The organism is Variovorax monticola (assembly GCF_051216855.1).
Classification (GTDB): domain Bacteria; phylum Pseudomonadota; class Gammaproteobacteria; order Burkholderiales; family Burkholderiaceae_C; genus Variovorax.
The window spans coordinates 310052-323774 of the sequence record NZ_JBPJZP010000006.1 but is presented as its reverse complement, the minus strand read 5'-3'; the positions used below and the strand labels follow the sequence as shown (position 1 = coordinate 323774).

The window sequence follows — 13723 nt, the reverse complement described above, 5'->3', positions numbered from 1 at the left end:
CCCTCTCCCCCCGCCCCTATGAAGAACAGCAGCAGCACCGTCATTCCGATCTCCGCCGTCGGCCATGCGCACCCCGCCGTGGCCGTGCCGGAGGTGAGCGTGCCTGCCACCGGCCAGTTGCTCGACCGCCTGGGCCGCCCCCTGACCGACCTGCGCATCAGCGTGACCGACCGCTGCAACTTCCGCTGCAGCTACTGCATGCCCAAGGACGTGTTCGACAAGGACTACCGCTACCTGCCGCACAGCGCGCTGCTGAGCTTCGAGGAAATGACGCGGCTGGCCCGCCTGTTCGCCGGCCACGGCGTGCGCAAGATTCGCCTGACCGGCGGCGAGCCGCTGCTGCGCAAGAACATCGAAGGACTGATCGAGCAGCTCGCCGACATCCGCACGCCCGGCGGCGAGCCGCTGGCGCTCACCCTCACCACCAACGGATCGCTGCTGCAGCGCAAAGCCGCCGCGCTGCGGGCCGCGGGCCTGCAGCGCGTGACGGTGAGCCTGGACAGCCTGGACGACGCCGTGTTCCGCCACATGAACGACGTCGACTTTCCGGTGGCCGACGTGCTGGCCGGCATCGACGCGGCGCGGGCCGCGGGCCTGGGCCCCATCAAGGTCAACATGGTGGTCAAGCGTGGCACCAACGAACAAGAGATCCTGCCGATGGCGCGCTACTTTCGCCAGCACCACGGCGGCCAGGTGGTGCTGCGCTTCATCGAATACATGGACGTGGGCGCCACCAACGGCTGGCGCATGGACGAGGTGCTGCCCTCGGCCGACGTCATCGCGCGCATCCATGCCGAGTTCCCGCTGGTGCCGCTCGAGGCCTCCACGCCCGGCGAGACGGCCCAGCGCTGGGCCTACGCGGACGGCGGCGGCGAAATCGGCGTCATCAGCAGCGTGACCCAGGCCTTCTGCCACGACTGCAGCCGCGCGCGCCTGTCGACCGAAGGCAAGCTGTACCTGTGCCTGTTCGCCAGCGCGGGCCACGACCTGCGACCGCTGCTGCGCGGCAGCACGAGCGACGACGAGCTGTCTTCCGCCATCGGCCACATCTGGCAGGGCCGCGCCGACCGCTATTCCGAGTTGCGCGCCCTGCGCGGACCGGACGACGAGCACAGCGGCAGTGCCGGCGACAAGGCCCCGCGCCGCGTCGAGATGAGCTACATCGGCGGATGAGGCCGGCCGTGGCCACGCCCGCGCAGCCCGCCATCGTGCCTGCCGACATCACCGGCTTGCTGCTGGCCGGCGGCCGCGGCTCGCGCATGGGCGGCGTCGACAAGGGCCTGCAGCTTTTCCGCGGCGAGCCGCTGGCGCTGCATGCGGTGCGCCGCCTGCGCCCGCAGGTCGGTGCGCTCATGGTCAACGCCAACCGCAACCGGGCCGCCTATGAAGCCTTCGGCGCGCCGGTGTGGCCCGACAGCCTGGCCGACTACCCGGGGCCGCTCGCCGGCTTCCTGAGCGGCCTTGAACACTGCACCACGCCCTGGCTGCTGACCGTGCCTTGCGACACCCCGTTGTTTCCGCTCGACCTGGCGGCCCGGCTCGCTGTCGCAGCGGCTGCTGAAGATGCCGAGATCGCGATGGTCACCGCCCCCGAAACCGTCGACGGAGATGCTGCCGCCGCGCTGCACCCGCAGCCTGTCTTCTGCCTGTTGCGCGCCGACCTGCACCACAGCCTGCGCCGCTACACAGAAGCCGGCGGCCGCAAGGTCCACGCCTGGACCGCGCAGCACCGCACGGTGCGCGTGCCCTTCGACGGCCCCGGCGATGCGCCCGAGGCCTTCTTCAACGTCAACACCCTGATCGAGCTGCACGCGCTCGAGAACCGATGAGCCGCATCGAAGACATCGCCGCCGCCCTGCCGGGTTACGACGCAGCGGACCTGAGCGTCGAAGCGGTCCATGCCTTTCTCGCGCGACTCACCGCGCCGTGCGTCGTGACCCAGAGCGAGAACGTGGCGCTCTTCGATGCGCTGGGCCGTGTGCTGGCCGAAGACATCGTCTCGCCCCTGAGCGTGCCGCCGCACGACAACTCCGCCATGGACGGCTATGCCTTCGACGGCACCCTGCTGCACGACGACGCGCTCAGCGACGCGTCCGTCACCGTGCGCGCGGTGGGCACGGCGCTGGCCGGCGCGGCCTGGCGCGGCGCGCTGGGCGCAGGCGACGCCGTGCGCATCATGACCGGCGCGATGATGCCGGCCGGGCTCGACACCGTGGTTCCGCAGGAGTTCTGCAACGTCGAGGGTGACCGGGTGCGCTTTCCGGCGCATGTGGTGCGCCGCGGCGACAACCGCCGCTTTGCCGGCGAAGACCTCCTGCAGGGCCAGCCCGCGCTGCGCCGGGGCGAGCGCCTGTCGCCCGCCGCGCTGGGCATGGTCGCCAGCCTGGGCCTGCCCGGCGTGACCGCGCTGCGGCGGTTGCGCGTTGCGTACTTCTCGACCGGCGACGAAATCCTGAGCCTGGGCGACGCCCCCCGCGAAGGCGCGGTGTACGACAGCAACCGCTACACCGTGTTCGGTCTGCTCTCCAGGCTGGGCTGCGAGGTGATCGATCTCGGCCTCGTGCGCGACGACCCCGCCACGCTGGCCGCCACGCTGCGGCGCGCGGCGCGCGAGGCCGATGCCATCGTCACCAGCGGCGGCGTGAGCGCCGGCGCGGCCGACCACACTCGCGACGTGATGCAGCAGCTGGGCGACATGGCTTTCTGGCGCGTCGCGATGCGCCCGGGCCGGCCGCTGGCCGTGGGGCTCATTCCAAGGGAGGGGTCCGACGCCTCGGCGCAGCCGGCCCTGCTGTTCGGCCTGCCGGGCAACCCGGTGGCCGTGATGGTGACCTTCCTGGCCTTCGTGCGGCCGGCCCTGCTGCGCCTGATGGGCTGCCGCGAAAGCGCATGCGCGCCACCGCCCTTGCTGCGTGCGCGCAGCACGGGCCCCATCCGCAAGAAGCCGGGACGCACCGAGTACCAGCGCGGCTTCGTCAGGTCGGTGAACGGGGCCTTGCCCGAGGTGACAGTGGCCGCCAACCAGGGCTCCGGCGTGCTGAGTTCGATGGTCGAGGCCAACGGGCTGGTGGTGCTGCACCACGCCCAGGGCAACGTCGCGGCGGGTGACGAGGTCGACGTGATGGTGTTCGACGGGGCGATCTAAGCCGCAGCGTCGTTTTCTCGCGCCCGTTCCTCCAGCTTCGTCACCACCTGCTGCGCCAGGAAGCGCAGCTGCTCGAGGTCTTCGGGGCTGATTTCGCGCGGCTTGGTGTCGATCACGCATACCGTGCCCAGCGCTTCGCCGTTGCTCGTCACCAGCGGCGCGCCCGCATAAAAGCGGATGCCGGGGTCGCCGGTGACCAGCGGGTTCGCCTTGAAGCGTTCGTCCGCCAGCGCATCGTTGACCACCATCACCTCGCCGGGCGCCTGGATCGCATGCGCGCAGAACGCATGCGCCCGGGGCGTTTCCCTCGCCTCGAGCCCCACCCGAGACTTGAACCACTGCCGCCGTTCGTCGATCAGCGTGATCAGCGCGATGGGCGTTCCGCACATCTGCGCGGCGAGGCGGGTGATTTCGTCGTAGGCGGCCTCTTCGCTCGTGTCGAGAATGGCCACGCGGCGCAGTTCGGCCAAACGTGAGGTTTCAGTCATGCCGCGATTATCGGGCCCTCGAAAGTACTCAGGGCGCCAGGTAAGTCTTCGAAATGCCCGCCCCCACCGTGTACTTCGGGTCCACGAAGTTGCCCAGCCGCACCTTGCCGCACTGGCTCAGCATCATGTAGGCGTCCCAGCGGTCGTAGCCGTATTCGGCCTCCATCCACAGCACCAGCTCCTTGTAGGCGATGCGGGTCGCGTCTTCCAGCGGACGGGCGCTGCCGATGGCCATGATCATCTCGGCCGTCTCCAGCCGCGGCCATTCGAGCGTCCAGCCCTTGACGAGGTCCACGCGGATGGTCGTGAGGCTCGGGTACTCCACCGCCGTGCCGCAGACCTCGCCGTCGCCCTGGCAGGCGTGCGCGTCGCCGATGAACAGGCGCGCCCCCGCGGTGCGCACCGGCAGGTAGGTGATGCTGCCCGGGCCCATGTCGGGCAGGTCCATGTTGCCGCCGTGCTGGTCGGGCGTGAGGCTGTTGATGGAGTCGATTTCGGGCGAGCAGCTCAGCGTGCCGATGTGCGGCTTGTAGGGCAGCGTGACGCGCTTGCTCCAGTACACGCCCTCCTCGTCCACGTCGATCTTGCGGGTGATCTCGGGCAGCGGGTCGTTCAGCAGCGCGGTGAAGGCCGTGCCGCTGAGCGCGCCGAACGACGGGATCATGCAGCAGGTGCCGCGCGGGTTGGGGCCGCGCGGCGCCATCGACTCGATGTGCACCGCGAGGGTGTCGCCGGGTTCGGCACCCTCGACCATGATCGGTCCGTTCTGCGGGTTCACGAAGGGCATGGTCAGCACCTTCGAGGGCAGGTCTTGCTCCGTCTTTATCTTGCCGTCGAAGGCGTCGCGCGTTTCCACCACGATGCGGTCGCCGGGCTTCACCGTCATCACGGGGCTGGAGTACGGGCCGATGGTGAAGTGGAAGGTGCCCTGCTTCGCCTCGGTGAGTTCATGCGTGACGATGCTGCGTTCGCGGCCGATGCCGCGCGTGTGCATGATCGATCGGTCAAGCCAGCTCAGGGAGTTCATGGGGTTGTCCTTCAGATCATCAGGTGGTTGCGCACGGTTTGCGCGTTCATGTGGCCCGCTTCGATGCGGCCCACCACGCGGCCCTTCTCCATCACATAGGCGCGCTCGCCCACGTCCAGGATGGTGTCGAGGTTCTGTTCGACGAACAAAATCGTCGTGCCCAGGTCGCGCCGGACGGCGCGCAGCACATCGCAGATCAGCTGCACGATGGAAGGCTGGATGCCTTCCGACGGCTCGTCGAGCAGCATCAGCGCCGGGTTGCCCACCAGCGCGCGGCCGATGGCCAGCTGCTGCTGTTCGCCGCCCGACATGGTGCCGGCCAGCTGGTTGCGGCGCTCCGCGAGCTTGGGAAAGTACTGGTAGACCAGCTCGGGCAGCTTCTTGCCCCGGGGTCCGCCGACCAGCTCGCCCACCATCAGGTTCTCCGCCACTGTCATGCGCGCGAACACGTCGCGGCCCTGCGGCACGTAGCCGATGCCCAGCCGCGCGCGCACATCGCTCGGCAGCGCCGATATCTCCTGCCCGCGCAGTTGCACGCTGCCGCCGCGCGTGCGCAGCAGGCCCATCAGGCAGCGCATGGTGGTGGTTTTGCCCACGCCGTTGCGCCCGATGAGGCTCACGATCTCGCCCTTGCGCACCGTGAGGTCCACGCCCTGCAGGATCGGCGTGGCGCCGTAGCTCGCGTGCAGACCCTTCACGTCGAGAACGATCTCAGTGTTCATGTGTCTTCCCCAGGTAGATCTCGGCCACGCGCGGGTCGGCGATGACCTCGCCGATGGAGCCCTCGGCAAACACCTTGCCGAAATGCAGCACCGTCACCCGCTGCGCGATCTGGCGAATGAACGCCATGTCGTGCTCCACCACCAGCACCGTCATGCCCTCGGCGTTGAGCTTCTGGATCAGCTCGCCGGTCTTGAAGGTTTCCTCGGGCGAGAGGCCCGCCGTGGGTTCGTCCATCAGCAGCAGCACGGGCTTGAGTGCCAGCGCCATGCCGATTTCCAGCCACTGCTGCTGGCCGTGCGCCAGCTCGCCCGCGAGCTTCTTCGCATCGGCGGCCAGGTCGAGCAATTCGAGCAGCCGGTCTTCCTCGCGCGTGAGTTCGGCGCGGCCCGCCACGTGGTGCTGCAGCGCGATGTGGATGTTCTGCCGCACCGGCAGTTCCTTGAACACGCTGGGCGCCTGCATCTTGATGCTCATGCCCTGCTGCACGCGCTGGAACGGGCGCTGGCGGGTCACGTCCGCGCCCTGGAAGGCGATGTGGCCCGACGTGGCCTCGTGCGTGCCCACGATCAGCTTGAACAGCGTGCTCTTGCCCGCGCCGTTGGGGCCGATCAGGCAATGGATCTCGCCCTGCGTCACCGACAGGTCGACATCGGACACCGCCGCGTGGCCGCCGAAGTGCTTGGTGAGCGCGCGGGTCTGCAGCAAGGGGGTCATGCGCGCACCTCCTGCGCGTCGGGCACGTTCTGCACCGCACGCGCTTTCAAGGCGCTGCCGCCGCGCCTGCCGAACACGCGCCGCACCGCCTGCACCACGCCGATGACGAAGCCCTGCGGCGCCACCATCACCGTGCACAGCAGCATCGCGCCCATCAGCAGCAATGCCGCCTGCTGGCTGTAGACCGTGATGGTCTGGAAGGCCCACAGCACCAGGAAGGAGCCGACCAGCGTGGCCGTGATGTCACCACGCCCCGAGAACGCCACCCACACGATGGGCATGGCCGCCGCCGGCAGCCCGATGCTGGCCGGCGTGATGAACTGGCCCCACGAGGTGTAGAGCACGCCGCTCAGGCCCGCCAGCGCCGAGCCGATGACGAAGGTGGCCAGCTGGTACTTGCGCACGTCGTAGCCCAGCAGTTCGGCGCGCTGCGGGTCTTCGCGCACCGCGACCACCACGTGGCCGAAGCGCGAGTTCAGCAGCATGCGCAGGCCGACGTACACCACCACGATCAAGCCCACCACCAGGTAGTAGAGCGGCATGCCGTCGAAGTACAGCGTCTCGCCGCCCGGCAGCGGCAGGTTCAATGGCGCCATGTCCTTCATGCCGTTGAAGCCGTTGAGCCGCGCACTGCCGATGTGCCATTCGGGCCCCGCCGTCTGCCCCAGGAAGAAGGCCAGCACCAGCGTGGCCGACAGCGTGACGATGCCGAAGAACACGCCGCCCACGCGCCCCCAGATCATGAAATAGCCCAGCACCGCCGCCGCCAACGCCGCGAGCACCAAGGCCCCCAGCAGCGCCAGGAAGGTGGTACCCGCCTCGCCGCCCAGGTTGATGGCGAGCACCCCGTAGCCGTAGCCCGCGATGCCGAAGAACAGCGTCTGCCCGAAGGACAGCATGCCGCCGTAGCCCCACACCAGGCACAGGCCCATGGCCATGAAGACCCACGTCAGCAGGTAGGCCATGTTGCCCACGTCGTAGGCGTCGGCGACCACCGGGTACAGCAGCACCGCGGCGAGCACCGCCAGGAAGGGAAGCCAGAAGACGCGCGTGGTACCCAGCGTCTGCGGGCCGTTGATGAGTTGGAACATGAAAGGTGACTCCGTCGATTTCTGCGGGTTCAGCGCGGTCAGCGGGTTTTGCGCGCCAGCCAGCCCGACACGCCCTCGGGCAGGATGCGGATGACGACGATCACCGCGAGCAGCATGCCGATCTGTCCCACGATCTGCCCGCCCCAGCCGTTCAGCCCGGTGCGGATCACCGCCAGCAGAATGCCCGCCGGCGCGGTGCCCAGCAGCACGTTGGCGCCGCCCACCACCACGGTGACGAAGCTCTCGACCAGGAAGGCCGCGCCCATGGTCGGGATCAGCGTCATGGTGGGCGCATAGAGCGCGCCGCACAGGCCGGCCAGCGCCGCCCCGATGCCGAAGCTCAGCGCATACACCCGCCCCACGCGCACGCCGGTGGCCTGCGCAATGGACGCGTTCTGCATCGTCGCGCGCGCATGCACGCCGAAGCGGGTGCGCATGAAGATGAAGTAGATGCCGCCCAGCACCGCCACGGCCGCCGCGAACAGCACCATGCGGTACACCGAGAAGGTGTAGCCGCCGACCACGAAGCTGCCTTCGGGCGTGCCGATGCCCGTGACCGACGAGCCCACCGTCAGCAGCATGCCCTGCGTGACGATCAGGCTCAGGCCCCAGGTGGCCAGCAGCGAATCGAGCGGGCGCTTGTAGAGCTTGCGCACCAGGCTCCACTCCAGCAGCACGCCGATGAGCCCGGCGGCCAGCGTGCCGCACAGTTGCGCGAGCGGCAGCGGAAAGCCCGCATGCACCAGGCCCACCGTCACGTAGGCCCCGCACATGATGAACTCGCCGTGCGCCATGTTGATCACGCCCATCATCCCGAACACGATCGCCAGGCCGGCGGCCGACAGGATGAGGAACGCGAACACGTCCGCGAACTGGTAGAAGAACGAAAAGATTTCGGCGAACACCGCAGGGTCCTCTGAACGCTGATGAAGGGCGCGGGTGTCAGGACTTCTTCGGCAGGTCCGAAGGCGTGTACTGCTTCTTGTCGTTGTTCTTCGTCAGGTCGCAACCGATCTTGCCCAGCCAGTACGGCTGGATGGTCCCGTAGTCCTTCAGCACGTTGACCTTGTGCTTCTCGTCCACCGCAATCAGGCGCATCTGGTGCGAGGCGTGCTGGCTCTTGGCGTCGATGCAGACCTTGCCCTCGGCAGCGTCGATGCAGGCCTCGCCCGCCGCGATCACCTTGCGCAGGTCGGCCAGCCTGGTCGACTTGGCCTTCTCCACCATGGTCTTGTACATGTAGAGCGTGTTGTAGGCGTTGTAGCCCATGTCGTTGATGTACGGCTCGTTGGGGAACTTGGCGTGCCAGCGCTTCTTGAAGTCGGTGGCGGCGGGCGAATCGATTTCCTCGAACCAGTTGGCCGTGGCGTGCATGCGGTTGAGCGCCGGCGGCGCGAAGCGCTTGTGCTCGAAGCCCAGCATCACCTTCACCGACGAGCCCATCGGCAGGTTCAGCTTGGCCGCGGCCGCCTGCTCGAAGAACGAGTCTTGCGCCGCGCCCACGTTGAGCATCAGCAGCCAGTCGGGCTTGGCCTTCTGGATGTTCTGGATGGTCTGCGCGAACTGCGACACGCCCAGCGGAATGAACTCCTCGCCCACCACGGTGCCGCCGATGTCCTTCAATATCGAGCGGTTCCACTCGGCGCTGATCTGGCCGAAGTTGTAGTCGGCCGCCACCACGTAGACCTTCTTGCCGAACTTCTCGACCATGTAGGGAATGAGCGTGGAAAACTGCTGCTCGGGCACCGCGCCCATGCTGATCATGTTGGCGTCGCACACGCCGCCTTCGTACTGGTTGGTATAGAAGTAAGGCGTCTGCGTGCGGTCGACGATGGGGCGCACGGCCTCGCGCGAGGCGGATGTGATGCCGCCGATGAGCACGTCGACCTTGTCCTTGCTCAGCAGGCGCCGCGTGAACTCCTGATAGCGCGCGTTGTCGCCCTGCGGGTCGAGGTGGATCAGCTCGATCTGGCGGCCCATGATGCCGCCGGCCTTGTTGATTTCTTCCACGGCCAGCAGCGAGCCGTTGAGCTTGGGCTTGCCCATGAAGGCGAGGTCGCCCGAGACGTCTTCCATCAGCCCGACCTTCAGCGGATCGGCGGCCCATGCGGAGGTGGCCAGGGCCACCGTGCAACCCAGGGAGACAAGCGCGTGACGTAGTTTCATGGTGATGTGCTTTCGAGGGATGTGACGAAGAAAAGAAGAAAGACGCTCAAAGCGCCGGGTGCCTGCGGTGCCAGTCGGTCGCCTGCTGGAAGGCCGCGCCCGCGCGCACCAGCAGCGCCTCGTCGAAGTGGCGCGCCACGAACTGGAAGGCCACCGGCATGCCCGCGGGCGTGACGCCGCCGGGCAGCGTGATCGTCGGGCTGCCGGTCATGTCGAAGGGGCAGGTGTAGCGCAGCATCGCGGACATCAGGTCGGCGTCCACGCCCATCTGCGACATGCGCTCCATGGTCGGCGACGCGATGCCCGTGGCCGGAATCAACAGCAGGTCGATGTCCTGGAACAGCGCCCTCACCTTGCCGCTGAAGTCGTGGCGGCGCAGCACGATCTTCTGGTAGTCGACACCGCGCTGCGCCAGCCCCAGCTCGACCAGGCCGGCCACTGCCGGGCCGTACATGTCCTTGCGCGAGGGGTAGGTCTTCTCGTGCACCACCGCGGCTTCCATGCCGCACAGCGGGAACCAGTCTTCGATGGCCTGCGCGGGGTCGGGAAAGTTCACTTCGCGCACCTCGGCACCGAGTGTCTTCACGGCCGCGATGGCGGCGTCGAGCACGGCGCGCGTCGGCGCATCGACGCCTTCGGTGGTCCAGCGCGTGTCGATGCCCACGCGCAGGCCGGCCAGGCCGTGGCCGATGTCGGCAAGGTAGTCGGGCACGGGCAGCAGGCTGGCGGTCGGGTCCTTCGCGTCGGCACCGGCAATGGCACCGAGCATGGCGCCCGCGTCGGCCGCGCTGCGCGTCATCGGGCCGATGTGGTCGAGCGTGGCGGCCAGCTCGAAGGCGCCGTAGCGGCTCACGCGGCCCCAGGTCGGCTTCAGGCCGGTTAGGCCGTTGGCGGCCGAGGGAAAGCGGATGGAGCCGCCCGTGTCGGTGCCCAGCGCGCCGTAGCACAGGCCCGCCGCGGTGGCCACGCCGGAGCCGCTGGACGACACGCCCGGCCAGTGCGCCGCGTTCCACGGATTGACCGGTGGCGACACCGAGGGGTGGTGGTCGGCATAGGCGCTTTCGGTGAGCTGCAGCTTGCCGAGGATGACCGCGCCCGCCTCGCGCAGCTTGCGCACCACGGTGCCGTCTTCGGTGGGCACGAAGTCGGTGTAGAGCGTCATGCCGGCGGCGGTGGGCACGCCTTGCGTCCAGCACAGGTCCTTCACGCCCACCGGCACGCCCTGCAGCGGGCCGCGCAGCTGCCCCTTGGCGATCTCGGCATCGGCGCGCCCGGCTTCGGCCAGGGCCGAGTCGGTCATCACGCGCACATAGCTCTTCAGGGCGCCGTCGACCTGGTCGATGCGCGCGAACTGCGCCTTCGTCACCTCCACCGAAGACAGTTCCCGGGACTGGATGAGGCGGCCGACTTCAAGAAGCTCGAGGTAGTGCAGATCGTTGCTCGACATGGCGGGAGGACTCCGGTCGTTGTTGAAAAGGAAGGGCTCTGGCAGTGCGTTGAAAGCAGGTACCGAAGTTATCGGTCGGCGGCGGCAGGCGCTTTGCTCACAGCGCCATTGCGATGTGCTGGTTCGGTCAGCCGGTGGTTTCCAGCGCAGACGAGCCCAGAACCGGCGCGCGCCGATGGAAGTCGGTGGCAAGCTGGAACGCATGGCCGGCGCGCAGCAGCGTGGCCTCGGCGAAGGGCCGGCCGATGATCTGCATGCCGATGGGCAGGCCATCGGGGTCGAAGCCGCAGGGCACGTTCAGCGACGGCAGGCCCGTGAGGCTGGCCACACCGGTGAATTGCATGATGGCGGACAGCATGTCTTCGGGCTGCCCCGGAACAATTTCCACGCAGGTTTCGCCCATGCGCGTGGCCACGAACGGCAGCGACGGGCAGACGAACACGTCCACCTGGCGGAAAGCCTCGAGGAATTCGCTGCGCAGCAACGCACGGTAGCGCTGCGCCTGCAGGTAGTGCGTGGCCAGCAGCAGCTCGCCGGCTTCCAGCAAAGTGCGCACGTCGTCGCCATAGTCTTGCGGCCGCTCGCGCAACGTGCGCTGGTGGTAGGTGCTGGGCTCGGCCGACTCGATGGTGAGCTGGGCCGAGATGTTGCCGTGGATGTTGCGAATATCGACATCCACCAGCTGCGCGCCCAGGTCGACGAAGGTGGCCAGCGCCTCTTTCACCGCGTCGTGCACGGGAGCTTGCAGGTGCTCGAAGAAGTAGCCCGGCACGATGCCGATGCGCAGGTGCTTGCAGCCGCCGGCCAGGTCTTTCAGGCAGTCGTCGGTGGCGCGTGGCCCGCTGCCGGCGTCCTTCGCGTCGAAGCCGGCGATGGCGCCGAACATCAACGCACAGTCTTCCACGGTGCGCGTCATGGGACCCACGGTGTCCATGCTCCATGCGAGCGGCACCACGCCGTGGTTGCTCACGCGGCCGTAGGTCGGCCGCAGCCCGACGATGCCGTTGATGGCCGACGGCAGCCGGATCGAGCCGCCCGTGTCCGTGCCGATGGCACCGAAACAGAAGCGCGCCGCCACCGCCACGGCCGAGCCGCCGCTGGAGCCCGCCGGAAAACGCGTCGGGTCCCAGGGGTTGCGCACGGCGCCGTGATGCGGGTTGGCCGAGGTGCCGCCCCAGGCGAACTCGTGCATGTTGGTCTTGCCGATGAACACCGCGCCGGCCTGCCGCAGCCGCGTGGCGACCGTGGCATCGGCCTGCGGCAACCAGTCGGACAGCACCTTGCTGCCTGCCGTGGTGCGCGTGCCGCGCACGGCGACGTTGTCTTTCAGCGCGATCGGAATGCCCTGCAGCGGGCCGAGCTCATGCCCCGCGCCCGAGAGCAGTTCGGCCGCGCGCGCCACCTGCATCGCCTGCTCTTCGAACACGGTGATGAACGACTTGAGCACGCCGTCGTGCTGGCGGATGCGGGCCAGCGAAGCCTCGACCAACTCGACCGGCGACAGCTTGCGCTCCCGCACCATGCGCGCGGCCTGCGAGAGCGTGAGTTCGAGCACGTCGCTCATGGAAGAACCTCTGCGCTGCGCGCTTGCCTGGGGCGGCCCGGCGCGGCGCTCATGCAGCCTCCTCGGGCTGTTCATGCGCGTGCGTGAACGCGGTGACCGGCATCAGCGACTGGTAGGCAGGCTCGCTCATCTTGCGGCTCAGTTCGTTGGCCGCCGGAATCCAGGCGGACAGGATCGCCTCGACCGCCGCGAGGCGTTCGGCGCTCAGGTTCAAAGCGGCGCAGCGGGCCAGCGCCGCCATGTCGGCGTGTGCTGCGGCGTGTGCTGCGGGGGGTGGGGTTTGCATCGTCGTCTCCATGCGTGAAGGGCTGGCTTCACGATAGGGAGCAACGGCGATGAAGGCTTGGCTGCCGACGCCAATCCGATGGCCTGGAACCGCCAGCCGCGCGGTCCGTGGCGCGGGCTCAGTGCCGGCGCAACAGCGTTTGCGGCGTCAAGCCGTAGGCCTTCTTGAAGACCCGGCAGAAGTGCGACATGTCGCTGAAACCGTACTGGAACGCCGCCTGCGTGACCTGCCGCACGCGCCCTTCCATCAGCGCGCGGTGGCTGGCTTCGAGCCGTTGCTTCCACAGCCACTGGATCGGCGTGGTGCCCTGCTTGGCGAACACCCGCGCCAGCGTGCGGGCCGAGACGTTCTGCGCGCGGGCGATCTGCGCCACATCGAGCTCGCAGTCGTCCAGGTGCGCCACGATGTAGTCGCGTGTTTTCTGCAGCAGTGCACCATGCGCGGAGCGCGCCGCATCGCTGCCTTCGGCCTGCACCTGCAACGCGGCCGAGAGCATGTCGAGCAGCGAGCTCGCCAGGCTGGCCTGCATGCCGTCGCGTCCCGACAGTTCGAGCACCACCGCCTCACGGATCATGGTGCCCAGCAGCTTCGCCACGGGATGGCCCCCGGCCAGGTGCATGGCAGTGAGGTGATGGGCCTCGGGCACACGGCACAGCAGCTGCATGCGCGGAATGCGCACCAGCAGCGCCGATTCGGGCGCGAGGTCGAAGGTGAAGGGCCGCGCGGCGTCGTACAGCACGATGTCGCCGTTGCGCTGCACCACGCTGCGGCCCGACTGCGACAGCACGCCGTGGCCCGACACCATCAGGCTGAGCATGAAGTCTTCGTTGGGCCCGCTGCGCAAGTGCTGGGCGTCACGCTCCCACAGGCACTGCGGGGAAGACATTTCGGCCAGCATGAGGCTGCCCAGCGAACGCACCGAAAAGCGCGCATTGAAATGTGCGCGGTCGGGCACCAGGCTCTTGGCGGGAATGAAATGCTTGCAGACCACGTCGCTCCAGTAGTCGAAGCGATGGCCGGGGTCGACCGCGTCGGTGGTGTAGTCGAGGTTCATGCTGCAAAAAACACTCTA

General features: G+C 68.4%; 14 protein-coding genes. 3 read left to right on the top strand and 11 right to left on the bottom strand.

Annotation, left to right across the window (positions count from 1 at the left end):
- Nucleotides 1–18 precede the first annotated feature (18 nt).
- From moaA to moeA, 3 genes are read left to right on the top strand one after another with little or no spacing between them, the layout of a single operon-like run.
- Nucleotides 19–1173 carry a GTP 3',8-cyclase MoaA gene (gene moaA, locus ACSFA5_RS22565; protein WP_435446267.1) on the top strand — a complete coding sequence of 385 codons (1155 nt, stop codon included), beginning with the start codon at nucleotides 19–21 and terminating at the stop codon, nucleotides 1171–1173.
- On the top strand, nucleotides 1170–1829 hold the full coding sequence (gene mobA, locus ACSFA5_RS22560; protein WP_435446266.1) for a molybdenum cofactor guanylyltransferase MobA: 660 nt from the start codon (nucleotides 1170–1172) through the stop codon (nucleotides 1827–1829). The genes moaA and mobA overlap by 4 nt, the downstream gene beginning before the upstream one ends.
- The gene (gene moeA / locus ACSFA5_RS22555) at nucleotides 1826–3145 is read left to right on the top strand and encodes a molybdopterin molybdotransferase MoeA (protein ID WP_435446265.1); all 1320 of its coding nucleotides are present in this window, start codon (nucleotides 1826–1828) and stop codon (nucleotides 3143–3145) included. The genes mobA and moeA overlap by 4 nt, the downstream gene beginning before the upstream one ends.
- On the opposite strand, the gene ACSFA5_RS22550 is transcribed toward moeA, so the two are convergent.
- The 11 genes from ACSFA5_RS22550 to ACSFA5_RS22500 form a co-directional block, all read right to left on the bottom strand.
- Nucleotides 3142–3633 carry a GAF domain-containing protein gene (locus ACSFA5_RS22550; protein ID WP_435446264.1) on the bottom strand — a complete coding sequence of 164 codons (492 nt, stop codon included), beginning with the start codon at nucleotides 3631–3633 and terminating at the stop codon, nucleotides 3142–3144. The genes moeA and ACSFA5_RS22550 overlap by 4 nt on opposite strands.
- 28 nt (nucleotides 3634–3661) lie before the next feature.
- Entirely contained in the window at nucleotides 3662–4651 is a 990-nt protein-coding gene (locus tag ACSFA5_RS22545; protein ID WP_435446567.1) for an acetamidase/formamidase family protein, read from the bottom strand.
- Between the two features lie 20 nt (nucleotides 4652–4671).
- Complete coding sequence (locus ACSFA5_RS22540) at nucleotides 4672–5382, bottom strand: ABC transporter ATP-binding protein (RefSeq protein WP_435446263.1); 711 nt, start codon at nucleotides 5380–5382, stop codon at nucleotides 4672–4674.
- On the bottom strand, nucleotides 5372–6097 hold the full coding sequence (locus tag ACSFA5_RS22535; protein WP_435446262.1) for an ABC transporter ATP-binding protein: 726 nt from the start codon (nucleotides 6095–6097) through the stop codon (nucleotides 5372–5374). Before ACSFA5_RS22535 ends, ACSFA5_RS22540 begins: the two co-directional genes overlap by 11 nt.
- Nucleotides 6094–7188 carry a branched-chain amino acid ABC transporter permease gene (locus tag ACSFA5_RS22530; RefSeq protein ID WP_435446261.1) on the bottom strand — a complete coding sequence of 365 codons (1095 nt, stop codon included), beginning with the start codon at nucleotides 7186–7188 and terminating at the stop codon, nucleotides 6094–6096. Before ACSFA5_RS22530 ends, ACSFA5_RS22535 begins: the two co-directional genes overlap by 4 nt.
- 38 nt (nucleotides 7189–7226) lie before the next feature.
- Nucleotides 7227–8093, bottom strand: a complete 867-nt coding sequence (locus ACSFA5_RS22525) for an ABC transporter permease subunit (RefSeq protein ID WP_435446260.1) — start codon at nucleotides 8091–8093, stop codon at nucleotides 7227–7229.
- Nucleotides 8094–8130: 37 nt separating this feature from the next.
- Entirely contained in the window at nucleotides 8131–9354 is a 1224-nt protein-coding gene (locus ACSFA5_RS22520) for an urea ABC transporter substrate-binding protein (RefSeq protein ID WP_435446259.1), read from the bottom strand.
- Nucleotides 9355–9400: 46 nt separating this feature from the next.
- Nucleotides 9401–10801 carry an amidase gene (locus tag ACSFA5_RS22515; RefSeq protein WP_435446258.1) on the bottom strand — a complete coding sequence of 467 codons (1401 nt, stop codon included), beginning with the start codon at nucleotides 10799–10801 and terminating at the stop codon, nucleotides 9401–9403.
- A gap of 127 nt (nucleotides 10802–10928) precedes the next feature.
- The gene (locus ACSFA5_RS22510) at nucleotides 10929–12365 is read right to left on the bottom strand and encodes an amidase (RefSeq protein WP_435446257.1); all 1437 of its coding nucleotides are present in this window, start codon (nucleotides 12363–12365) and stop codon (nucleotides 10929–10931) included.
- A gap of 49 nt (nucleotides 12366–12414) precedes the next feature.
- The gene (locus ACSFA5_RS22505; RefSeq protein WP_435446256.1) at nucleotides 12415–12651 is read right to left on the bottom strand and encodes a hypothetical protein; all 237 of its coding nucleotides are present in this window, start codon (nucleotides 12649–12651) and stop codon (nucleotides 12415–12417) included.
- Nucleotides 12652–12769: 118 nt separating this feature from the next.
- Nucleotides 12770–13705 carry a helix-turn-helix domain-containing protein gene (locus tag ACSFA5_RS22500; RefSeq protein ID WP_435446255.1) on the bottom strand — a complete coding sequence of 312 codons (936 nt, stop codon included), beginning with the start codon at nucleotides 13703–13705 and terminating at the stop codon, nucleotides 12770–12772.
- Nucleotides 13706–13723: the final 18 nt, after the last annotated feature.

Bases quoted from the DNA above. Each gene is read 5' to 3' on its own strand.
- moaA (WP_435446267.1), top strand. From the start codon at position 19: ATGAAGAACAGCAGCAGCACCGTCATTCCGATCTCCGCCGTCGGCCAT.
- ACSFA5_RS22530 (WP_435446261.1), bottom strand. From the start codon at position 7,188: ATGTTCCAACTCATCAACGGCCCGCAGACGCTGGGTACCACGCGCGTC.
- ACSFA5_RS22520 (WP_435446259.1), bottom strand. From the start codon at position 9,354: ATGAAACTACGTCACGCGCTTGTCTCCCTGGGTTGCACGGTGGCCCTG.
- ACSFA5_RS22500 (WP_435446255.1), bottom strand. From the start codon at position 13,705: ATGAACCTCGACTACACCACCGACGCGGTCGACCCCGGCCATCGCTTC.
- mobA (WP_435446266.1), top strand. From the start codon at position 1,170: ATGAGGCCGGCCGTGGCCACGCCCGCGCAGCCCGCCATCGTGCCTGCC.
- ACSFA5_RS22535 (WP_435446262.1), bottom strand. From the start codon at position 6,097: ATGACCCCCTTGCTGCAGACCCGCGCGCTCACCAAGCACTTCGGCGGC.
- ACSFA5_RS22510 (WP_435446257.1), bottom strand. From the start codon at position 12,365: ATGAGCGACGTGCTCGAACTCACGCTCTCGCAGGCCGCGCGCATGGTG.
- moeA (WP_435446265.1), top strand. From the start codon at position 1,826: ATGAGCCGCATCGAAGACATCGCCGCCGCCCTGCCGGGTTACGACGCA.
- ACSFA5_RS22550 (WP_435446264.1), bottom strand. From the start codon at position 3,633: ATGACTGAAACCTCACGTTTGGCCGAACTGCGCCGCGTGGCCATTCTC.
- ACSFA5_RS22505 (WP_435446256.1), bottom strand. From the start codon at position 12,651: ATGCAAACCCCACCCCCCGCAGCACACGCCGCAGCACACGCCGACATG.
- ACSFA5_RS22540 (WP_435446263.1), bottom strand. From the start codon at position 5,382: ATGAACACTGAGATCGTTCTCGACGTGAAGGGTCTGCACGCGAGCTAC.
- ACSFA5_RS22515 (WP_435446258.1), bottom strand. From the start codon at position 10,801: ATGTCGAGCAACGATCTGCACTACCTCGAGCTTCTTGAAGTCGGCCGC.